Source organism: Limosilactobacillus pontis, from assembly GCF_002940945.1.
GTDB classification, from domain to species: Bacteria; Bacillota; Bacilli; order Lactobacillales; family Lactobacillaceae; genus Limosilactobacillus; species Limosilactobacillus pontis_A.
The window spans coordinates 39,956-60,835 of sequence record NZ_PNFV01000009.1; the positions used below are offsets into that span (position 1 = coordinate 39,956).

The following is a 20,880-nucleotide window of genomic DNA, read 5'->3' on the forward strand; positions in this document are numbered from 1 at the left end:
AGCGGAATATAGCATAATTGCTGCTTAACAAAATTAATCATAATTAGATATAAAACTTTAAAATTATTTACTTCAAACGTTATAATTCTTTGATTTATACACAGTTAGCTTCAAAGTATTCACTTCTTTTGAACGTAATGCTAAAGTATTAGCAACGTTAAAATTTGATTAAAAAGGAGTCGGTTATAATGCGGAGAAGAAGTTGGAAAAAGATATTTGCCAGCTGGCTTGCAGTGCTTGCCATTGCAGTTGGGTGGCTATTGATCGAACCACAGTCTGTCTCTGCTGATGAGCCAACTTACACGATTGCTACGAACAATACCTTTGAACCTTTTGCAATTCAAGATAGCAAGGGTGGTTATTCCGGCAAGAACCCCGGGATCGAAATAGAAATGCTTCGTGAGATTGCCAAGCATGAGCATTTCAAGTACAAGCTCAAGCCGATGAGCTTTAATGGTGACCTTCAAGCTTTGGAAGGTGGTCAGGTTGATGCCGTGATGGCTGGGATGAGTGTTACTGATGAGCGTAAACAGAAGTTTGATTTCTCCGTACCATACTATACGGACGGGGTTGAAATGGCGGTTGCCAAGGATAGCAACATCAAGTCCTTAAAACAGTTGAAAGGTAAGACGGTCTCCGCCAAGTCTGGGACCAGTGCATCTCTCTTTCTGAAGAAAAACCAGAAGAAGTATGGTTATAAGATTAAGTATTTTGATTCCTCCAACACAATGTGGAATGATGTCAAAATCGGTAACAGTGTTGCTACTTTCGATGATGGTCCGGTACTCGAATACGGAATCAAAACCGGGGTGCCACTGAAGATCGTCACCAAGAAGCCAATCGATGCCCAGCCGGTCGCCATTGCTTTCCAGAAGGGTAAGAACTTGGAGATGCAAAAGAAGATCAACGCTGGGATTACCTGGATGAAGGATACCGGCCGGCTGCAGAAAATCATCGACAAGTATACTAAGGGTAACAAGACTGCCAAGAGTACTACTGCCGACCGGACAATTATCGGCCTGCTGAAGGCTAACCGGGAAGCCCTGCTGCGGGGCCTTTGGATGACCGTTGAATTGACAATTGTTGGGATCATCTGTGCCATGATTTTCGGGTTGATTCTTGGAGTCCTCGGGATTATGCAAAACCGGGTTGCCCAAGCTATCTCCAGTGTGATCATCTATATTTTCCGTGGTCTGCCAATGATCGTCCTGGCCTTTTTCATCTATATGGGGGTACCAAACGTCATCGGCCACAAGGTTCCACTGTTCGTTGCTGGGGTTATCACGCTGATGCTGGATGAGGGAGCCTACATCGGAGCCATCGTCAAAGGTGGCTTCGAGGCTGTCGACCCGGGCCAATGGGAAGCGGCCCGCAGTTTAGGACTGCCATACCACAAGGCTCTGGTTAAGGTCATCGCGCCGCAAGGTCTGAAGATTATGGTACCATCGCTGGTCAACCAATTTATCATGACTCTGAAGGATACCTCGATCTTGTCCGCAATTGGGGTCATGGAACTGACCGAAACCGGGACTGTTATCATTTCGCAGAACATGGAAGGGTTCAAGATGTGGCTGATCATCGGAACCATCTACATTATCATCATTACCCTGCTGACTTGGTTATCAAACTATATTCAAAAGAGGATGGCTTAATATGGATAAACGATACAAAGTACAAGTTAAAGACCTCCAAAAGAGTTACGGGAACAATGAAGTCCTCCAGGGAATCAACCTGAACGTGGCACCCAATGAAGTGGTCTGCATGATCGGGCCATCTGGTTCCGGAAAGAGTACCTTCTTACGCTGCTTAAATCGTTTAGAGGTGCCGAACGGTGGTCATGTCTACATTGATGGTTACGATATTGCTGACCCGAAAGTCAACATCAACAAGGTTCGGGAAAATATCGGAATGGTATTCCAACACTTCAACCTCTTCCCTAATATGTCCGTTCTGGAGAACATCACCCTGGCACCGATTCAGCTGGGCAAAGCCAGCAAGGAGGAGGCCGAGCGCGACGCCATGCACTACCTTGAACTGGTCGGTCTGCAGAGCAAGGCCAATGTTAAACCGCAAACCCTCTCCGGTGGGCAGAAGCAACGGGTGGCGATTGCCCGTGCCTTGGCGATGAAACCGGATGTGATGCTCTTTGATGAACCGACCTCGGCCCTGGACCCTGAAATGGTCGGTGACGTACTTGAAGTCATGAAGCGGCTGGCCAAGAAGGGAATGACCATGATTGTGGTTACTCACGAGATGGGCTTTGCCAAACAGGTGGCCGACCGGGTTGTCTTCTTTCATGATGGGAACATTCGTGAACAGGGGACACCGGAGGAAATCTTCGACCACCCAAAGGATCCCGATACCAAGAATTTCCTGGATAAGGTACTGAATGTCTAGGGTGATGGGAAATGAGGATAATCAGGAAACCGAATTATCCGCTTTCAATATGACTTATTGTTTGACATTTATGCTGAGGCCGGTATAATGGTCAATAACTTAACATGGCTGGTTGCCAGAGAACCCGACAGGTGCTGAGAGTCGGGCCCAGCCTCATGGCATGAACGATGAAATAGGGTGGTTCCTATATCGACTCAGAGGTAGTTCCCGTAATGGGGGCTATAAAGATGGGTGGAACCGCGTTGCATAAAACGTCCCTGGTACGATAGCCGTACCAGGGACGTTTTTCGTGTCATGCCTAATCGTAATATTCAAGGAGGGAAAATTTATGGACAAACAACAGCAAAAGAAACTGAAACGTTCACTGAAGAGTCGCCACGTCACCATGATTGCCATCGGTGGGGCGATTGGAACGGGACTATTTCTTGGTTCTGGATCTGCGATTCATAAGGCCGGCCCATCGATTATCCTCTCATACTTAATAGTAGGGATCTTCTGCTTCTTCATGATGCGAGCCCTTGGTGAGTTAATCCTGGCCGACACAAGCAAACACTCTTTCATTGATTCGGTGAAGGAATATCTGGGCGACCGGATGGAATTTGTGGCCGGGTGGATGTACTGGGCCTGCTGGCTGACCCTAGCGATGGCCGACTTGACTGCTACCGGTATCTACCTGCGCTACTGGTTTCCAAGTCTACCCCAGTGGGTGGGACCACTAGTGATCGTGGTTCTCTTAATGTTGGTTAACATGGTTAATGTTGGATTGTTCGGTGAATTAGAGAGCTGGTTCTCAATGATTAAAGTACTTGCTATCTTGGCACTGATTGCGGTTGGTGTGATCATGCTGCTCTTCCACAGTTCCGTGGCAGGGCGGCCGGTTACCTTGACCAACCTGGTCAATCATGGTGGCTTCTTCCCGACCGGACCGCTGGGCTTCCTGATGTCCTTTCAGATGGTTGTCTTTGCCTTTGTCGGTATTGAGATGGTTGGCCTGACTGCTGGGGAGACCAAGAACCCCAACGAGGATATTCCTAAGGCAATCAACACCCTGCCAGTCCGGATCGGTCTCTTCTACATTGGATCGATGATCGCTATGATGGCAATTTATCCCTGGTACCAGATTAAGACTAGTTCCAGTCCCTTCGTTCAAGTTTTCGCAGCCATCGGGGTACCTGGTGCAGCCGCCATTCTGAACTTCGTGGTCCTAACCGCAGCGATGTCAGCTACCAACAGCGCCATCTTCAGTACCAGTCGGTCCCTCTACTCACTGGCCCGGGGTGGCAATGCTCCACAGCGCTTCGGCGAACTGAGTGCCAAGGCAGTGCCAAATAATGCTCTGACTTTCTCATCATTGATTCTTTTCATCACGGTGATTTTAAACTACATCATGCCAGCGGGAGTCTTTGATATGATCGCCAGCATCTCAACGATCACCTTCATCTTCACATGGTTGATTATCCTCTGGGCCCATATCAAGTACCGTCAGCAGCACCCATCTGGAGTGACCTTCTTCAAAATGCCCGGCTTCCCACTGACCAGTTGGCTCACAATTGCCTTTTTCCTGGCTGTGCTGGTAATTTTGCTATTTATCGATAGCACCCGACTGCCACTGGTTATTACGGTAATCATCTTTGCTCTGCTAGCGGTGAGTTATAGTTTTCTACCAAAAAATAAAGATTAAAAATTTGGGTAAATATAGTACGCAAATCAAGCAAAAAGAGTTTAAAATACTGGATCAAGCGAAGAAATGTTGGGTAAATGTCTAGTTATTGAAACCGTCACCAAGCCCGACACAGCGCGGTTAGTTTGAACTTTTAAAAGCGATCTACTATACTAAGGGTGTGGAAGGGAGATTGGCCCGTTGATACGAACATCTTCTCATAATAAACTACTTTGAAGCTAGTTAATTAAAATGGCTTTACATGATAATTAACAACACCCCACTCCAGACGAAACATATTAGTTTCCTTGAAAAGTATGTTAGCTAAAAATTAGTGGCCATATCTACAACCTAAATGATAATAAGCTAAAGTTCTTCACGGAAGGCGAAAGAACTGCAGATAGAGACACAATAACGGATCTTGATACAATTAATAGCGGCCAATTCCTTTCCATACGGAAGCGCGGAGACATTAAGTTGTCTCCGTTTTTTAGTTTTAAAATAAAGCAACGGTTAGACGTGGAACGCCCAATCGTCACCTTTGATTTCCCGGGAAATATCGCCTAGTCGGGATCGGCTAGAGATTTTCCGCTTGTTGTATTCTTGAAAACATCGAAGGCTTGTTCAATCGCTTGGTATTCCGTATCGGTCAGGGTAATATCGAGAGCACGAGCGTTAGCTTTAACTTGTTCAGCGTGCTTTGCCCCCGGAATAACCACGGAGATCAGCGGATTCTGCATATACCAGGCCAGAATCACCTGAGCGACAGTTGCCTGGTGGGCTTTGGCGATTGGCCGCACAATGTCAACGGCCTTGAGAATTTTGCTGAAGCGTGGTTCAGTGAAGTCCACAATTTGACTGCGGATATCGTCGGCCGGGAAGTCGATTTGGTGATCGTACTTCCCCGTCAGCAGGCCAGAAGCTAGTGGGAAGTACGGTACAAAGCTGATCTGGTGCTCATGCAGGTAATCAAGCATTCCCGCGGTCAGGTGGTCCTGGTGGAGGAGACTGAACTCATCCTCAACCACGTCGACATAGCCATCCGCGTTAGCCTCCTTGATCTGATCCAGACTAAAGTTGGAAATCCCAATGGCCCGAATCTTACCAGCCTCTCTCAATTTTTGAAGGGCGCCAACTGCCTCGGCCTTAGGTGTATCATGATCTGGGAAGTGAATGTAGAAGATGTCGATATAGTCGACACCTAATCTTTTTAAACTTTGATTAACCTGGTCTGTTAAGAACTTTGGGCTATTGTCGATGACTTGTTCACCGGTCGCAAAATTCTGTGCCCCCTTGGTGGCCAGGACAATCTTTTCTCGGTCGTATTCCTTCATAACTTCACCGACTAATTCCTCGGAATGGCCTAGCCCATAGACGTAGGCTGTATCAAGCAGGTTGATCCCGTTGTTCAGGGCGGCACGAACAAGATCCCGACCGTTTTGATCCTTTAGGTTTGGGAAGAGATTATAACCACCCACGGCGTTGGTTCCAAGACCAAGTGGAGTTGCGTAGACATCTGAGTGACCAATTTTAACTAATTTTGACTTATCCATATCTTCGTAGCCTCCTTGGTTAAAGCGCTTACTATTTCTGACTCTATTATAGCTTTTTTTATGCAAAAAATGAACAAAATTTCTATTTTTGAATTTGATATTGACCATTTTGGGGGATCAAGTATAATTATAGTTCCTTGGCAGGGGCGGAGAAATGGTTACTGAAAAGCATACTATTTCTCTATTCTTTTGTTACTATTTGTCAGCGCTTCCAAAAAATCGAAATTCTTTGTGAAAAAGTAATTTTATGAGCTTTGGCCAGTAAATATATAGAAGGTAAAACGTTACAGCGCTTTCCAAAACGATGTAAACGCCCTCATTTCACAAAGAAAATAATAATTGGTGCTTTACAGGTGGGAATTTTTAAGATATTCTAAGTATGTCGTAAAGTTAGCCCACCGAACAAAGCCATTATTTATATCGATTTAAGTAGTCGGGCTAACAATTACCTGTATTTTTTTATTAAGGGGTGTAAATATGTATCTCGCAATCAATATTCTTGGACTGATTGTCTTCCTCGCTATTGGTTGGCTGTTCTCTAAGAACCGTAAGGCCATCAACTGGAAGACGGTTGGGATTATGATTGTTATTAACCTTATCCTCGCATGGTTCCTGACTGGTTCTTCCGCAGGTCGTGCCGGTGTTAAGGCTGCTGCTGACGGTTTCGTTTGGATCGTTGATGTATCTGCAAAGGGGACTGTCTTTGCATTAGGTGACTGGTACAATGTTAAGAACTTGAACTTCATCTGTTCTGCATTGATGCCAATCCTGATGATTGTTCCGCTGTTCGATATCTTGACTTACATTGGTTTCTTGCCATGGATCATCAAGTGGATCGGACGTGGACTTTCATACATCACTGGTCAACCAAAGTTCGAATCTTTCTTTGCTGTTGAAATGATGTTCTTAGGTAACACTGAAGTTCTGGCCGTTTCTGGGATGCAGATTCGGAAGATGAGCAAGGAACGTAACCTGACCTTGGCCATGATGTCAATGTCTTGTGTTACTGCCTCAATCCTTGGTTCATACATTCTGATGATGCCTGGTCAATACATTCTGACCGCGGTTCCAATCAACATTATGAACGCATTGATTGCGACGAGTATGTTGAACCCTGTTCAAGTTACGCCTGAAGAAGATACGATTGAAAAGGTTGGTAATACTGATAACGGTAAGAAGGAACCATTCTTCAGTTTCTTGGGTGACTCCATCCTGGGTGCTGGTAAGCTGATTCTGATCATTATCGCTAACGTTGTTGCCTTCGTTGCATTGGCTGCCCTGATCGACAAGATCTTAGGTCTGTTCTGGAAGCCACTGTCACTGGAAAGTATCCTTGGTGTCTGCATGTTCCCATTCTCCTGGCTGCTCGGTCTGCCAGTTCACCAAGCATGGGACTTGGCACAAAACATGGGTATGAAGTTAGTTACTAACGAATTCGTTGTTATGGGTAAGGTTACTGGTGCCATTGACCACTACCCAGCTCACTTGAAGGCTGTTCTGACTGTCTTCGTTACCTCCTTCGCCAACTTTGGTACTTTAGGTATGATTATCGGTGCCTTCAAGGGCTTGGCTGGTAAGGAAGATAACGACTACATCGCTCACAACATTGGTTACCTGTTACTTTCTGGTATTCTGGTATCACTGCTGTCCGCGGCCTTCGTTGGTCTGTTCGTTTGGTAAAACTAAAAAGCAGCTTGTAAAGGGCTGCTTTTTTTAACCCAACATTCGTAAACGCTTGCATTTCTCGAGGAGGAATAAAATATGACTACTAAGATTATTATGGATACCGATCCTGGTATTGATGACGCTGCTGCATTGACGATGGCAATTAACGACCCATCAATTGACCTGAAACTGGTCACGGCGGTTGCCGGAAACGTTACGGTTGACAAGACCACTGCTAACGCTTTGAAGATTATCCACTTCTTTGGTAAGGACATTCCAGTTGCCGCCGGGGCCGAACAGCCGTTGATCAAGCCATTTGAGGACGCCGCCCGGATCCACGGTGAATCAGGAATGCCTGGCTACGACTTCGGTGACGATTATGGTGAGCCAATCAAGAAGACGGCGGTTGAGGCTTTGCACGACGCCATTATGGCCGAAGACGAGGTTGTCTTGGTACCAACCGGATCCTACACCAACATTGCCCTCTTATTCAGTGAATACCCAGAGGTTAAGAGTCATATCAAGAAGATTGTAGCCATGGGTGGCTCAATGTCAGGTGGTAACATGACCAGTGCCGCTGAATTCAACGTCTTCACTGATCCTGACGCTGCCCGGATCATGTACAACGCTGGTATTCCGATCGTTACGGTTGGCCTGGATGTTACTCTTAAGGCCCTGCTTACTAAGGACACGATTGAGAAGCTGGGCAAGATGAACAAGACCGGTGAAATGCTTCACGCCTTGATCACCCATTACAATGATGGGACAGATGAAGGACGTCCAATGCACGATGTTAACACTATCTTCTACCTGCTTCACCCAGAGGCATTTACCACCAAGAAGATGTGGGTTGACGTACAAACAGATGGTCCCGCCATTGGTGCCACGGTCGGTGATATCCGTGGTGCTTACCACGATGGCAAGACCAATGCTGAGGTTTGTCTGGATATTGATGCTGAATACTTCAACAAGTGGTTCCTGGATGAAGTCAGCAAGATGAAGTAAATATTAAGAGTGCGGAAGTCGACGGAGCTGTTGGCTTCCGCCTTTTTAGTTGCTTTTAGCTAGCTGTAGAATATGGATGATATCAGACATGTCGGCCAAGAGTCGGGCGGGGCTTATATCGCTACCCGCACCTTGAGTTGGAGGTAAGGGGATAATTTTTAATATAAGAAAGGGGGGTAGCACTGCCGTAATAAAGCGGTGCCGCCCTTTTTTGCGTCCTGTTGGATAAAGAATTCTTTAACGCGATATTTCCCGGGAAATATTTATAGAGGGAGCCGGGGTTGGCGGTTGAAAGTAGGCTAGTTTTACGGTACAGTAGTAGGGTAACGTGAAACAATTATCTGTTTCACGAAAGGAGAATCTGATGAATCCAGAACAATTTCAACAGGCATTGGCGGATCACGGGATTACGCTGGATGCTGAACAATTAAAACAATTTGCAACCTATTATCGGATGTTGGTTGAGAGCAATAAGCACGTCAATCTGACTCGAATCACAGATCGTGACGAGGTTTACCTGAAGCACTTTTATGACTCCATCACTGGAGCGTTTGCGGATCCCCGTCTGCAGACGGTTGATTTGACGCTTTGCGATATCGGAGCCGGGGCGGGTTTTCCGTCACTGCCGCTGAAGATTGCCTTCCCTCAGCTCAAAGTAACGATTGTTGACTCACTTAATAAGCGGATCGCCTTTCTGGAAGATTTGGTGGCCAAACTGGGGCTGACTGATGTGACCTTGATTCATGATCGAGCCGAGACCTTCAGTGCTAAAAAGAGTATTCACCGTGAACAGTTTGACGTGGTGACGGCCCGGGCGGTGGCTCGATTGGCTGTTTTGAGTGAGCTGTGCCTGCCTGCAGTCCGGGTTGGCGGTGAGTTTATCGCCTACAAGGCCTTAGCAGCGCCGGAAGAATTACAGGATGCCGCTGGGGCAATTGCTAAGCTGGGTGGTCAAGTTCGACAGACAGTTCAGTTGACCCTGCCGAGAACGGACGACGAGCGCAATATTATCCTGATTGATAAACAAGCGCCGACACCACAGAAGTACCCGCGGCGACCGGGACTGCCAAATAAGAAACCAATTCAATAGCGTCAGGGGGAGAGAGTATGGCATTTTCACTATTTAACTTTGGCAAGAGTGATTCAGACAATAAAAATAAGGTTGTAAATATCAAGTTGGATCAGATTATTCCGAACCGCTACCAGCCGCGGAAGGTCTTCAACCAAGATGAGATTCGGGAGTTGGCTCATACGATTGAGGAACACGGCCTTTTGCAACCGATCGTGCTTCGGGAATACGAACCAGCTAAGTACGAAATCATTGCTGGTGAGCGCCGTTACCGGGCTATGAAAATGCTCGGTTGGTCAACCACTCCAGCCATTTTGAAGAAAATGACGGATGAAGAGTCGGCCTCTCTGGCTCTGATTGAGAACCTCCAGCGGGCTCAGCTGAGTTCCGTGGAGGAAGCTCAGGCCTATCGGCAACTAATGGATCTCAATCACTTGACCCAGGCGGCCCTTGCCAAGGGGATGGGAAAGAGTCAGTCCTTCGTTGCTAATAAACTCCGTCTGCTTAAGTTGATCACGCCGGTACAGACGGCTATCTTGGATCACCGAATCTCAGAACGTCATGGGCGGGCCCTGCTCGACCTTGATGAGGCTCAACAGCGAACCATGCTGATGCGGATTGTCAATGAACGTTTGACGGTTCGGCAGACCGAGGACGAAGTTGCCAAGGTTCTCGGGCGGCCGTTACCGTCTGAGGTGGCTAAACAGAAGAAGTTGGCTAAGGAACAGTCAGCTGGGACATCCTCAATTACAGCTAGCCCAGTTTCCGAAGAAGCGCCAACCGTGAAGCCGACAAAGAAAGCTGCCAAGAAGGCAAAAACGACCAAGCGCAAGCGAGGTCAAGAGGCCAAGGCTACGGATGGCCGTTTAGCGTTGAACACAATTAAGAAGTCAATCAAGATGGCCACGGAGAATGGCTTTACGGTTACGACCCACGAGAAAGATACGGGGAGCAGCTACGAGCTGACCATTGAGATTCCGAAGAAACAGTAAGGGGGCAAGTAAGATGGGCACAGTAATTGCGTTAGCAAACCAAAAAGGTGGTGTCGGCAAGACCACGACAAGTGTGAACCTCGGGGCCTGTCTCGCCGACCTGGGAAAACGAGTGTTGCTGATTGATCTTGACCCCCAAGGCAACGCTACCAGCGGCCTGGGTATTGAGAAACGGCAGATTGAGCAGAGTGTCTATGATGTGCTGATTGATGAGACAACGATGCTGACAGACGTAATTAAACCATCCAGCCATCCGGGATTAGACATTGCGCCGACGACAATTGCCCTGTCCGGGGCAGAGGTTGAGCTGACCAATCTGATGGCTCGGGAGACCCGTCTAAAGGATTCCTTCGGTGAGGTTCGCGATAATTACGATTTTATCTTGATTGACTGTCCGCCATCCCTGGGCTTACTCACGATCAATGCCTTTACAGCTGCTGACTCGGTCCTGATCCCTGTCCAGAGTGAGTATTACGCGTTGGAGGGACTGAGCCAGTTACAGAACACGATTAGCCTGGTCAAGCGTCACTTCAACCCGCAAATGAAGATTGAAGGGGTTCTGCTAACAATGTACGATAAGCGGACCAACCTTGGCCAGCAGGTCAATGCCGAGGTCCGCAAGGCCTTTGGCGATCATGTCTATGAGACGGTGATTCCCCGTAACGTCCGCCTATCGGAGGCCCCGAGCCATGGTTTGGCGATTGTCGACTACGATAAGCGGTCGACGGGGGCCCACGTGTATGAACAACTAGCAAAGGAAGTGTTGGCAAAACATGGCAAAGCATAGAACAGGTGCCCTGGGTCGTGGTATTGAGGCTCTCTTTGAGGAAAATACTATTGCAGATCCAGATTCAACAGAACAAGTTCAAGACATCAAACTGACGAGCATCCGGGCCAACCCTTACCAGCCCCGGCGAACTTTCGATCAGGCGGCGCTTCGGGAGCTGGCGGCCTCAATTGAGAAGTCCGGCGTCTTTCAGCCAATCATTCTCCGTCAGCCCGATCCGGCGGTGGAACGCTACGAGCTGGTTGCTGGTGAGCGACGTTTTCGGGCGTCTAAGCTTGCCAAGCAAAAGACGATTCCGGCAATTGTTCGGACGATGAGCGATGAGCAGATGATGGAGGTTGCCGTTTTAGAGAATCTTCAGCGTGAGGACCTGACGCCGCTTGAAGAGGCTCAGGCCTATCAGACACTGATGGATAAATTATCGCTGACCCAGGCTCAGGTAGCGGTCAAACTCGGTAAGAGCCGTCCATACATTGCCAATTATCTCCGTCTGTTGGGGCTGCCAGCGCCAATTAAGGAAGCCTTAAATGCTGGTCAACTGTCGATGGGCCAGGCACGGACCATCCTGGGATTGAAAAATAAACGTCAGTTGACTCCGCTAGCTAACCGGGCAGTTAAGCAGAACTTAACAGTCCGTCAGCTGGAGAAGATCGTTGCTCAGATGAACGGTACCGCCAAGGCAAAGGACCAGCATAAGCGGCAACGTAAACCGGTCTATATTCGTGAGGCAGAGGACCAGCTGCAGAGCAAGTTTGGTACCAAGGTGGCGGTTTCTCAAAGCCGGAAGCGGGGTAGCGGGAAGATTGAGATTCCATATACCTCCAACGACGATTTGACGCGGATTTTGGAATTGCTTGATATTTCGCTCGATTAGGAGGGGTGCAAGATGGCAAACTATGATAAGGGTGACATTGTCATGATGAAGAAGGCCCACCCGTGTGGCACCAATCGCTGGGCGATTACCCGGGTTGGGGCCGATATCAAGATTCAATGCCAGGGATGTGGTCACGTGGTAATGATGACTCGACAGAAGTTCGACAAGGGACTCAAGAAAGTCATCGAAAAGGCTCACCCGGCGGAATAAATATGGTTAAAGTGGTCACAAATCGTGCAATATAGCTTAAAATAAGAAAGATTAACGAAAAAAGGAAAGTGAATTATTCATGTCATTAACTGCAGGAATTGTCGGCTTGCCAAACGTCGGTAAGTCAACGTTGTTTAACGCAATTACCAAGGCGGGGGCTGAAATGGCCAACTATCCGTTTGCTACGATTGATCCAAACGTGGGGATGGTTGAGGTTCCAGACAAGCGCCTGGACCGGATTCAGGAACTGATCCCGGCCAAAAAGATCGTACCGACGACCTTCGAATTTACCGACATTGCCGGAATCGTTAAGGGGGCCAGCAAGGGTGAAGGACTTGGTAACAAGTTCCTGGAAAACATTCGTCAGACTGATGCAATTGTTCACGTTGTTCGGGCCTTCGATGATGACGACATTACCACGGTTTCTGGAAAAGTTGATCCAATTGAAGATATCGACACGATTAACTTGGAGCTGGTCATGGCTGATCTGGATGCCGTTAATAAACGATTGAGCAAGGTACAGCGTGCTGCTAAGGGTCGCGACAAGGATGCCCTGGCTGAGTTAGCAGTCTTAAACAAGATTAAGCCGGTCCTGGAAGATGGCAAGAGCGTGCGGTCCATTGACTTCTCCGATGATGAGAAGAAGATCGTCAAGGGCCTCTTCCTGCTGACCAGCAAGCCGGTTCTCTATGTTGCCAATATTGCCGAGGATGATATGGCTGACCCTGACAATAGTAAGTACATGGCAGCTATCAAAGAACACGTCAAGGGTGACGGTGAGGTAATCGGGGTTGCCGCTGCCGCTGAGGAACAAATTGCCGAGATGGATGACGCTGATAAGGCCGACTTCCTGGAAATGGAAGGGGTCAAAGAACCAGGGCTGAACCGGCTGATTCGGGCTGCCTACAAGCTACTGGGCCTGGAAACCTTCTTCACCGCTGGTGGTCCTGAAACCCGGGCTTGGACCTTCAAGAAGGGGACCAAGGCACCACAAGCTGCCGGGATTATTCACTCTGACTTTGAGCGGGGCTTCATCCGGGCCGAAGTCATGAGCTTTACCGACCTCGACCAACTTGGTTCCGCGGCTGCAGTCAAGGAAGCTGGGAAACTGCGGCTTGAAGGTAAGGACTACGTAATGCAAGATGGTGACATCGTTGAGTTCCGCTTCAACGTCTAATTTAAAGCAGAGAGGAGTTTATTCGTGAGCGAAGAACAAACACATAATCAGGCACGTAACGCGGCGGCTGGCCAGCGGCAGAAGGAGCACGTCAAGGCCCAGCGCCAAGCCCAGGGGAGCGCGTTTGGTCAGTATCATTTAACTCGTAAGAATGAAGAATTTATGTATCAGCTGAATAAGCAGCTGGACCGGCAGGGGGTTGCTAGTGATAAGAAGCCGGCAATGCTGGAAGAGACTGCTCAGCAACTGGCGGCTGGCCAGAAGAAGGGGAAGACAGCTAAAGCCCTTTTTGGCACCCCAACTGCCTATGCCAAGGAGTTGAAGAATCCGAAGAAGACTCCTGAACACATGACTAAGAAATCGATCTGGATGTTAGCAATCGATAATGCCCTGATCTTTTTAAGTATCTTCACCTTTATGTTTGGCCTGATGTTCTGGCTGTCACCACTAGCCATGCGCAGTAGCCGTGCTGGAAGCAGCGGTATTACAGCCATCCTGTTGGTTGCAATTCTTGGTGGGGTCCTGTTTGGCTACGTTACTACACAGCTTCAGCCGACGAAAAACAAGGATGGCAAGTGGGTGCAGACCAAGCCAATGTGGTTCCGGGTTCTGACCGTCGCCTTTGGCTTGGTGGCTTGGCTGGCAGTCTACATGCTGGCTTCTCTGCTGCCAAACGTTATCAATCCACGGCTCAACCAGTGGGCATACCTAGCGATCGCTGTGGTAACCTTTGCGGGGGACATCTACTACCGGCGGAAGTACCATATCACTGGCGGCTTCTACGGTGGCAACCGGCGGCGTTAATCCTAGCATAACAAGCTGCGTGGCTTACCGCGGGGGAGCGCTGCTTATTTGTTGCTTCGTATGCTTGGCACTAATAGTCTCAGTTGCAATTGGCCTTTATAACAATTAGAAACGAAAACTAACGAGGATGACGAACCACGATTTGTCATCCTCGTTTTTATTTGCCTAAATTCGCTACTGAACAACTAATTGTTAATAAATTATGATTATTTTGATGAAATTATCTTAATGAATTTGTGGAAAAATAAAAATTGGTCAAATGTTCAAAAAATCGCTGGACAAATGTACAGGAGCTTGTTAAACTATAAACGTAGTCGATTGAAAACGCATACATATTTTCAAAGGAGATTTCAACTATGAAGTTAACACAAGCACAATTAGCTAAGTACATGGACCACACGATGCTCAAGCCAGAAGCCACTGCCGAGATGATCGACAAGACCGTTGCCGAAGCTCGGAAGTATAATACTGCTTCTGTCTGCATCAACCCATACTGGGTCAAGCGGGTTCATAAAGGTTTGGAAGGAACCGATATTAACACTTGTACTGTGATCGGCTTCCCTCTGGGGGCTACTTCAACAGCCAGCAAGGTGTTTGAAACCAAGCAGGCCATTGAAGATGGTGCTGACGAAATCGACATGGTCATCAACATTGGTGAGCTGAAGGGTGGTAACGACCAGGCAGTTGAAGATGATATCCGGGCCGTTGCCGAAGCTACCCACGAAAAGGGCAAGCTCCTGAAGGTCATCATCGAAAACTGCCTGCTGACCGACGAAGAGAAGACTCGGGCCAGCAAGCTGACTGTCAAGGGTGGTGCCGACTTCGTTAAGACTTCCACTGGATTCTCCACTTCCGGTGCCAAGGCTGAAGACGTTAAGCTGATGCGCGAAGCTGTTGGCCCTGACTTTAAGATCAAGGCTGCTGGTGGTATCCACAGTCTGGATGAGGCTTACGCTATGATTGAAGCCGGTGCCAACCGGCTCGGGGTTTCCGCTTCTGTTAAGATCCTCGAAGAAGCTGCCAAGCAAGACTAGTTTGGTATAGTTTTAGCTAATAAAATTTTCAAGATGGAGGGGTTAACATGTCATATAAACGTGTATTTGTTATTGTAATGGATTCAGTTGGTACTGGTGCTGCACATGATGCCGATAAGTTTGATGATCTTGGTTCAGATACCCTTGGTCACGTTGGCGAATTTTATAAGGGTGACTTAAAGCTGCCAAACTTGGGCAAGATGGGTATTAGCAACCTCCGTGATACTCCAATCGAAGGGGTTCCAGTTGCTGATCCGGCAATCGGTGACTATGGCAAGATGGAAGAACTTTCTGCCGGTAAGGACAGTATGGATGGTCACTGGGAAATGATGGGTCTGCCAGTTACTAAGCCGCTGTCCACCTTCCCAAACGGCTTCCCACAAGAAATCGTTGACAAGCTGGAGAAGTTCTCCGGCCGGAAGGTGATCGTCAACAAGCCGTATTCCGGGACCGAAGTTATCCACGATTACGGTGAGCGGCAAATGAAGACTGGAGAACTGATTCTCTATACCTCCGGAGATTCTGTAATGCAGATTGCGGCACACGAAGATGTTATCCCAGTCAAGGAACTATACAAGATCTGTGAATATGCTCGGACTCTGGTCAATGGTCCTGAATACACTGTTGGACGGATCATTGCTCGTCCATACGTTGGCCCAGACAAGGATCACTTCACCCGGACCGCTAACCGGCATGACTTCAGTCTGAAGCCGATTGGCAAGACTGACATGGACCGCTTGCGTGAGGCTGGCTATGATGTCATTGGAGTTGGTAAGATCAATGATATCTTCTCCGGTCAAGGGATCGACCGTGGCTACCACAACGAGAGCAACATGGACGGGATGGACCATGTGGACGATGTCATGAAGCAGGACTTCACTGGCTTCTGCTTTACTAACCTGGTGGACTTTGACGCCATGTATGGTCACCGGCGTAATCCAAAGGGCTTCGGTCAGGCATTGATGGACTTTGATAAGCGTTTGGGTACAGTGCTTAAAGAAATGAAGCCAGACGACCTGCTGATGATTACTGCCGACCATGGTAACGATCCTGGTTTCCGGGGTACCGACCACACGCGTGAAAACGTGCCGTTGCTGGTTTACTCTCCATCAATGAAGAAGACCAACCAGTCACTGGGTCTGCGGAAGACCTTCTCTGACCTTGGAGCAACGATTCTGGACAACTTTAACGTTGACTCTGTCCGGGGAACCAGCTTCTACAAGGAAATCAGCAACGACTAGCTATTAAAGTAAAACGAGAGGAGCGATTGTGATGCGGATGGTTGACATCATCAACACCAAGCGAAACGGGGGAACCTTAAGCGATGAACAGTTACAGTTCTTCGTGGACGGAGTGGTTGACGGGAGCATTCCCGACTACCAGATTAGTGCCCTGTTGATGGCGATCTACTTCCGGGGGATGACCAGCGTCGAGCAGACCAGCTTGACCATGAAAATGATGCATTCTGGGGAACGACTCGACCTGAGCAAGATCCCGGGGGTCAAGGTTGATAAGCACTCTACTGGGGGTGTTGGTGACAAGGTCAGCCTGCCGCTTGCCGCAATGGTGGCGGCCACGGGGATCCCGGTTCCGATGATCTCGGGCCGTGGTCTGGGTCACACCGGCGGTACGCTAGACAAGCTTGAGGCGATTCCGGGCTTTAAAGTGGAGCTGAGTGAACAGCAATTCATCGACCAGGTTGCCAAGGAAAAACTGGCAATTGTTGGTGCTACCGGGGAAGTTGCCCCTGCCGACAAGAAGATCTATGGTCTTCGGGATGTTACGGACACGGTAGACTCAATTCCATTGATTGCCAGTTCGATTATGAGCAAGAAGATTGCTTCGGGAACTGATGCCCTGGTAATTGATGTTAAGACCGGGGCCGGCGCCTTCATGAAGACGCTGGACCAGTCTCGGGCGCTCGCCCATGCCCTGGTGGACATCGGTAAGCAGGCCGGCTTGCAGTGTATGGCAGTGATTTCTGACATGAACCAGCCGCTAGGCAACAAGATCGGCAACGCCCTCGAGATTGAGGAATCAATTGATGTCTTGAAGGGTAAGGGGCCAAACGATTTGACCGAACTGGTCTTGACCCTTGGCAGTTATATGGTAGTAATGGGTGGCAAGGCCAAAACTCCTGCAGAAGCACGACAATTGCTTGAACAAACCATTACTGACGGCACTGCATACGATCGCTTCAAGGCGATGGTGGTTGCCCAGGGCGGTGATCCACGCGTAATGGATGACTATCAAGTTATGCCTCAGGCGAAGTACCAGATCTCGTATCCGGCAAAGCGGGCCGGGATAGTTACCAAGCTGGCCGCTGATGAGATTGGTACTGCCAGTATGCTGCTCGGCGGAGGCCGACAGAAGGCTGATGATAAGCTAGATTATAGTGTCGGGATCGAGCTTCACCATAAGCTCGGTGACTCTGTTGAGGCGGGCGAGCCGCTTCTGACGATCTATAGCAACCGCCAAGATATCAAGGATGTTGAACAGCTGTTAGACGAAAGTATCGAAATTAGTGACCACGGCGAGAAGCCAACGCTGATTCATGAGATCATTGAGTAATTTGAGGAGGAATAGATAATGAGTACACATATTGGCGCCAAGATGGGCGATTATGCAGATGTAGTATTACTGCCGGGTGACCCGCTGCGGGCAAAGTACATTGCAGAAAACTTTTTGGACAACGTAAAGCAGGTTAACTCCGTCCGGAATGCCTTCGGTTACACCGGTGAGTACAAGGGCCACCGTGTATCCGTTCAGGGCTCCGGGATGGGGATTCCATCGATGTCTATCTATATTAACGAACTGGTTAAGTTCTTCGGAGTCAAGACTATTATTCGGGTTGGCTCCTGTGGGGCCATCGCACCTGACGTTCACCTGCGGGACGTAATCCTAGCGCAAGGTTCTTCCACGGATTCAGCGGTAACGATGAACACCTTTGGCCCGGGCTTCCACTACGCACCGCTGGCCGACTTCAAACTACTGGACACCGCTTATCACGTTGCTGAAAAGCTTGGTATCGACACGAAGGTAGGGGATATCTTCGCTGCTGACCGGTTCTACAACGATGAATTGGACATGAAGAAACTTCGTGACTACGGTATTCTTGGGACTGAAATGGAATCTGCTGGCCTGTACCTGCTGGGTGCCAAGCTGCATTTCCGTGCCCTCTCTGTTCTGACCGTTAGTGACTTGATCTTTGGTGACGAAAAGACCACGGCTGAGGAACGTGAGAAGACGTTCAACGATATGATCAATATCTCGCTGGAGACGGCAATTGCCGGTAAATAGCGTAATCTGTTAGAATTTAATGCAACAGCAAAACAAGGGCCTGGAACAGTGATCCTGTGACAGTTCCCTTGTTTTTGTGTATAAGGGAGGAAAGACAATGGATGGTGAAAACAAAAAAGTCGCCCTGGCGCTCAAGGTTGCAACCCTTTACTACCGGGATGGCTTTAACCAGCAAGAGATCGCCAGTGAACTAAATATCTCCCGGGCAACCGTTTCTCGTCTGCTTCAGTATGGCCGTGATCAGGGGTTAGTAACGATCAAGATCCACAACCCCCTGGCACCACTTCACCAGTTACAGGATGACCTGATAGCCAAGTACCCAAGCCTTAAGCAGACAATCATTGTACCAGGCAAAGACAACCCGCTTGAGGAGGTTGGGATCGCCGGCGCCCATTATATTGAGAGGATCGTTAAAAATAATGATGTTATCGGCTTGGGCTGGGGAAAGACGGTCTATCAGGTTGCCCTTCACATTACCCCCAAGGACGTTTCTGGAATCAAAGTCGTTCAGATGAAGGGATCGATGGCCAACACTGAGACGCGAAATTACGCCTTCGAGACGGTCAACACCTTTGCCAGTGCCTTCAATACCCTGCCTCAGTACTTGCCAGTGCCGGTCATCTTCGACCACGCCAAGACCAAGGAGTTGGTTGCCAACGATACTCATATCAAGTACATTCTTAAGCTGGGACAGCAGGCTGACATTGCCATGTTTACGGTTGGCACAGTTCGTGATTCCGCCCTTCTCTTCCGCTTGGGCTACTTTACCGAACGTGAGCAGAAGATTCTGCAACAAGAGGCAGTCGGGGACATTTTTTCCCGCTTTATCGATGTCAAGGGCCAGATTGTGAATCAGAACATCAATGAACGGACAATTGGGATCCGGCTGGCTGAGTTGAAGAAGAAGAAGCATAGTATTCTAGTGGCGGCTAATGTAGCCAAGGTTCCGGCAATTCACGGTGCGTTGGTGGCGGGATACGCCAATACCTTGGTGATCGATCAGGAAAGCGCGAACGATCTCCTGGAATTTTCCTAATAATTTTCACTTTTTTACTATTGACCTTGGCGTCGATTCCTAGTAGAGTTGACCTAATCAAAAACTAAGGAGCGTGTTTGATCGATGTCAAGTTGGGAGACAAAGTTTGCGAAAAAGGGTTTGACGTTTGATGATGTTCTGCTGATTCCGGCAGAAAGCCATGTTTTACCAAATGAAGTTGATTTAAGTACTCAGTTGGCTGACAACTTGAAACTCCATATTCCGTTGATTAGTGCCGGAATGGATACTGTCACGGAAGGCCCAATGGCGATTGCCATGGCCCTTCAGGGTGGCCTAGGAGTTATCCACAAGAATATGTCGATCCAGGCCCAGGCTGGAGAGGTAGCTAACGTCAAGAGCGTCGTGGTTCCCGCCAGTGCTACCAAGGCAGCAGTTGACGACCAGAACCGTCTGCTTTGTGCCGCTGCCGTTGGGGTTACCAGCGATACCTTCGAGCGAGCTGAAGCCCTCCTAAAGGCCGGTGCCGATGCAATTGTCATTGACACCGCCCATGGTCACTCCGCGGGTGTACTGCGCAAGATTAAGGAGATTCGCGACCATTTCCCAGACGTGACCCTGATTGCTGGGAATGTTGCTACCGGAGAGGCCACTGCGGCTCTTTTCGATGCTGGTGTTGATGTGGTTAAGGTCGGTATTGGCCCCGGCTCCATCTGTACGACTCGAGTAGTTGCCGGTGTCGGTGTACCGCAGATCACCGCAATCTATGACGCTGCTACGGTTGCTCGTGAATATGGCAAGCCGATCATTGCCGACGGGGGGATCAAGTACTCCGGCGACGTGGTCAAGGCTCTGGCAGCTGGTGGGAATGCTGTTATGCTCGGTAGTATGCTCTCTGGGACAACTGAGGCTCCTGGTGAGGTCTTCGAGGACCACGGCAAGAAGTACAAGGCCTATCGGGGAATGGGTTCTGTCGGTGCCATGGCCCAGGCCCACGGTTCCTCTGACCGCTACTTCCAGGGCGGGGTTAATGAGGCCAATAAACTGGTTCCAGAAGGGATCGAGGCCCGTGTCGAGTACAAGGGTGACGTTTCTGACATTGTTTTCCAAATTGACGGTGGCCTACGCTCCGGAATGGGCTATGTTGGTGCCCCAGATATTCCAACCCTGATCAATAAGGCTCAGTTCGTTCAGATTACGAATGCTGGGCTACGTGAGTCTCATCCTCATGATGTACAGATCACCAAGGCTGCTCCTAACTACAAATGATTATTAAACTGGCTGAGACTGGGAGAAAACAGATTTTTCTCCCAGCCTCAGCTTTTTTGTTTTTTATATAGTGAAGCCTGCTGGTTAATG

General features: G+C 48.8%; 19 protein-coding genes. 18 read left to right on the forward strand and 1 reads right to left on the reverse strand.

Features of this window, described 5'->3' with window-relative positions; translation table 11 throughout:
• Positions 1–188: 188 nt before the first annotated feature.
• The 3 genes from CK797_RS07475 (at position 189) to CK797_RS07485 (ending at position 4,078) form a co-directional block, all read left to right on the forward strand.
• Positions 189–1,652, forward strand: coding sequence for an ABC transporter substrate-binding protein/permease (locus CK797_RS07475; RefSeq protein WP_104689138.1), 1,464 nt, complete (start codon positions 189–191; stop codon positions 1,650–1,652).
• Position 1,653: 1 nt separating this feature from the next.
• Entirely contained in the window at positions 1,654–2,397 is a 744-nt protein-coding gene (locus CK797_RS07480; RefSeq protein WP_104689139.1) for an amino acid ABC transporter ATP-binding protein, read from the forward strand.
• A 328-nt stretch (positions 2,398–2,725) separates the two neighbouring features.
• Positions 2,726–4,078: an amino acid permease gene (locus CK797_RS07485; protein WP_104689140.1), complete on the forward strand. Its 1,353-nt coding sequence runs from the start codon at positions 2,726–2,728 to the stop codon at positions 4,076–4,078.
• Between the two features lie 542 nt (positions 4,079–4,620).
• Here CK797_RS07485 and CK797_RS07490 read toward each other — a convergent pair.
• Positions 4,621–5,610 carry an aldo/keto reductase gene (locus tag CK797_RS07490; RefSeq protein ID WP_104689141.1) on the reverse strand — a complete coding sequence of 330 codons (990 nt, stop codon included), beginning with the start codon at positions 5,608–5,610 and terminating at the stop codon, positions 4,621–4,623.
• A gap of 477 nt (positions 5,611–6,087) precedes the next feature.
• Here CK797_RS07490 and CK797_RS07495 point away from each other — a divergent pair, with 477 nt between their 5' ends.
• The 15 genes from CK797_RS07495 (at position 6,088) to guaB (ending at position 20,790) form a co-directional block, all read left to right on the forward strand.
• Complete coding sequence (locus CK797_RS07495) at positions 6,088–7,290, forward strand: NupC/NupG family nucleoside CNT transporter (RefSeq protein WP_104689142.1); 1,203 nt, start codon at positions 6,088–6,090, stop codon at positions 7,288–7,290.
• Positions 7,291–7,371: 81 nt separating this feature from the next.
• Positions 7,372–8,280 carry a ribonucleoside hydrolase RihC gene (gene rihC, locus CK797_RS07500; RefSeq protein ID WP_104689143.1) on the forward strand — a complete coding sequence of 303 codons (909 nt, stop codon included), beginning with the start codon at positions 7,372–7,374 and terminating at the stop codon, positions 8,278–8,280.
• Between the two features lie 364 nt (positions 8,281–8,644).
• A complete protein-coding gene (rsmG, locus tag CK797_RS07505) occupies positions 8,645–9,370 on the forward strand; it encodes a 16S rRNA (guanine(527)-N(7))-methyltransferase RsmG (protein WP_104689144.1) in 726 nt (241 codons plus the stop codon).
• Positions 9,371–9,387: 17 nt separating this feature from the next.
• Positions 9,388–10,341, forward strand: coding sequence for a nucleoid occlusion protein (locus CK797_RS07510; protein ID WP_104689145.1), 954 nt, complete (start codon positions 9,388–9,390; stop codon positions 10,339–10,341).
• Between the two features lie 13 nt (positions 10,342–10,354).
• Positions 10,355–11,128 carry a ParA family protein gene (locus CK797_RS07515; RefSeq protein WP_104689146.1) on the forward strand — a complete coding sequence of 258 codons (774 nt, stop codon included), beginning with the start codon at positions 10,355–10,357 and terminating at the stop codon, positions 11,126–11,128.
• A complete protein-coding gene (locus CK797_RS07520; RefSeq protein WP_104689147.1) occupies positions 11,115–12,002 on the forward strand; it encodes a ParB/RepB/Spo0J family partition protein in 888 nt (295 codons plus the stop codon). Before CK797_RS07515 ends, CK797_RS07520 begins: the two co-directional genes overlap by 14 nt.
• 12 nt (positions 12,003–12,014) lie before the next feature.
• A complete protein-coding gene (locus CK797_RS07525) occupies positions 12,015–12,212 on the forward strand; it encodes a DUF951 domain-containing protein (protein WP_104689148.1) in 198 nt (65 codons plus the stop codon).
• Between the two features lie 79 nt (positions 12,213–12,291).
• Positions 12,292–13,389: a redox-regulated ATPase YchF gene (gene ychF, locus CK797_RS07530; RefSeq protein WP_104689149.1), complete on the forward strand. Its 1,098-nt coding sequence runs from the start codon at positions 12,292–12,294 to the stop codon at positions 13,387–13,389.
• Between the two features lie 24 nt (positions 13,390–13,413).
• On the forward strand, positions 13,414–14,193 hold the full coding sequence (locus CK797_RS07535; RefSeq protein WP_104689150.1) for a DUF1129 domain-containing protein: 780 nt from the start codon (positions 13,414–13,416) through the stop codon (positions 14,191–14,193).
• 356 nt (positions 14,194–14,549) lie between these two features.
• Positions 14,550–15,227 (forward strand): deoxyribose-phosphate aldolase, encoded by a 678-nt coding sequence (deoC, locus tag CK797_RS07540; protein ID WP_104689151.1) that lies wholly within the window; start codon positions 14,550–14,552, stop codon positions 15,225–15,227.
• Between the two features lie 47 nt (positions 15,228–15,274).
• Positions 15,275–16,468 (forward strand): phosphopentomutase, encoded by a 1,194-nt coding sequence (locus CK797_RS07545; RefSeq protein WP_104689152.1) that lies wholly within the window; start codon positions 15,275–15,277, stop codon positions 16,466–16,468.
• A gap of 31 nt (positions 16,469–16,499) precedes the next feature.
• The gene (locus CK797_RS07550; protein ID WP_104689153.1) at positions 16,500–17,798 is read left to right on the forward strand and encodes a pyrimidine-nucleoside phosphorylase; all 1,299 of its coding nucleotides are present in this window, start codon (positions 16,500–16,502) and stop codon (positions 17,796–17,798) included.
• Positions 17,799–17,816: 18 nt separating this feature from the next.
• Positions 17,817–18,527 (forward strand): purine-nucleoside phosphorylase, encoded by a 711-nt coding sequence (deoD, locus tag CK797_RS07555; protein WP_104689154.1) that lies wholly within the window; start codon positions 17,817–17,819, stop codon positions 18,525–18,527.
• A gap of 97 nt (positions 18,528–18,624) precedes the next feature.
• Positions 18,625–19,563: a sugar-binding transcriptional regulator gene (locus tag CK797_RS07560; protein WP_104689155.1), complete on the forward strand. Its 939-nt coding sequence runs from the start codon at positions 18,625–18,627 to the stop codon at positions 19,561–19,563.
• 84 nt (positions 19,564–19,647) lie between these two features.
• Positions 19,648–20,790, forward strand: coding sequence for an IMP dehydrogenase (guaB, locus tag CK797_RS07565; RefSeq protein WP_104689156.1), 1,143 nt, complete (start codon positions 19,648–19,650; stop codon positions 20,788–20,790).
• Positions 20,791–20,880: the final 90 nt, after the last annotated feature.

Coding starts and splice junctions, on each gene's coding strand:
- CK797_RS07515 (WP_104689146.1), top strand. CDS start 10,355: ATGGGCACAGTAATTGCGTTAGCAAACCAAAAAGGTGGTGTCGGCAAG.
- CK797_RS07550 (WP_104689153.1), top strand. CDS start 16,500: ATGCGGATGGTTGACATCATCAACACCAAGCGAAACGGGGGAACCTTA.
- deoC (WP_104689151.1), top strand. CDS start 14,550: ATGAAGTTAACACAAGCACAATTAGCTAAGTACATGGACCACACGATG.
- CK797_RS07485 (WP_104689140.1), top strand. CDS start 2,726: ATGGACAAACAACAGCAAAAGAAACTGAAACGTTCACTGAAGAGTCGC.
- CK797_RS07510 (WP_104689145.1), top strand. CDS start 9,388: ATGGCATTTTCACTATTTAACTTTGGCAAGAGTGATTCAGACAATAAA.
- CK797_RS07560 (WP_104689155.1), top strand. CDS start 18,625: ATGGATGGTGAAAACAAAAAAGTCGCCCTGGCGCTCAAGGTTGCAACC.
- CK797_RS07480 (WP_104689139.1), top strand. CDS start 1,654: ATGGATAAACGATACAAAGTACAAGTTAAAGACCTCCAAAAGAGTTAC.
- deoD (WP_104689154.1), top strand. CDS start 17,817: ATGAGTACACATATTGGCGCCAAGATGGGCGATTATGCAGATGTAGTA.
- CK797_RS07495 (WP_104689142.1), top strand. CDS start 6,088: ATGTATCTCGCAATCAATATTCTTGGACTGATTGTCTTCCTCGCTATT.
- CK797_RS07490 (WP_104689141.1), bottom strand. CDS start 5,610: ATGGATAAGTCAAAATTAGTTAAAATTGGTCACTCAGATGTCTACGCA.
- guaB (WP_104689156.1), top strand. CDS start 19,648: ATGTCAAGTTGGGAGACAAAGTTTGCGAAAAAGGGTTTGACGTTTGAT.
- rihC (WP_104689143.1), top strand. CDS start 7,372: ATGACTACTAAGATTATTATGGATACCGATCCTGGTATTGATGACGCT.
- CK797_RS07545 (WP_104689152.1), top strand. CDS start 15,275: ATGTCATATAAACGTGTATTTGTTATTGTAATGGATTCAGTTGGTACT.
- CK797_RS07475 (WP_104689138.1), top strand. CDS start 189: ATGCGGAGAAGAAGTTGGAAAAAGATATTTGCCAGCTGGCTTGCAGTG.
- CK797_RS07525 (WP_104689148.1), top strand. CDS start 12,015: ATGGCAAACTATGATAAGGGTGACATTGTCATGATGAAGAAGGCCCAC.
- CK797_RS07520 (WP_104689147.1), top strand. CDS start 11,115: ATGGCAAAGCATAGAACAGGTGCCCTGGGTCGTGGTATTGAGGCTCTC.
- rsmG (WP_104689144.1), top strand. CDS start 8,645: ATGAATCCAGAACAATTTCAACAGGCATTGGCGGATCACGGGATTACG.
- ychF (WP_104689149.1), top strand. CDS start 12,292: ATGTCATTAACTGCAGGAATTGTCGGCTTGCCAAACGTCGGTAAGTCA.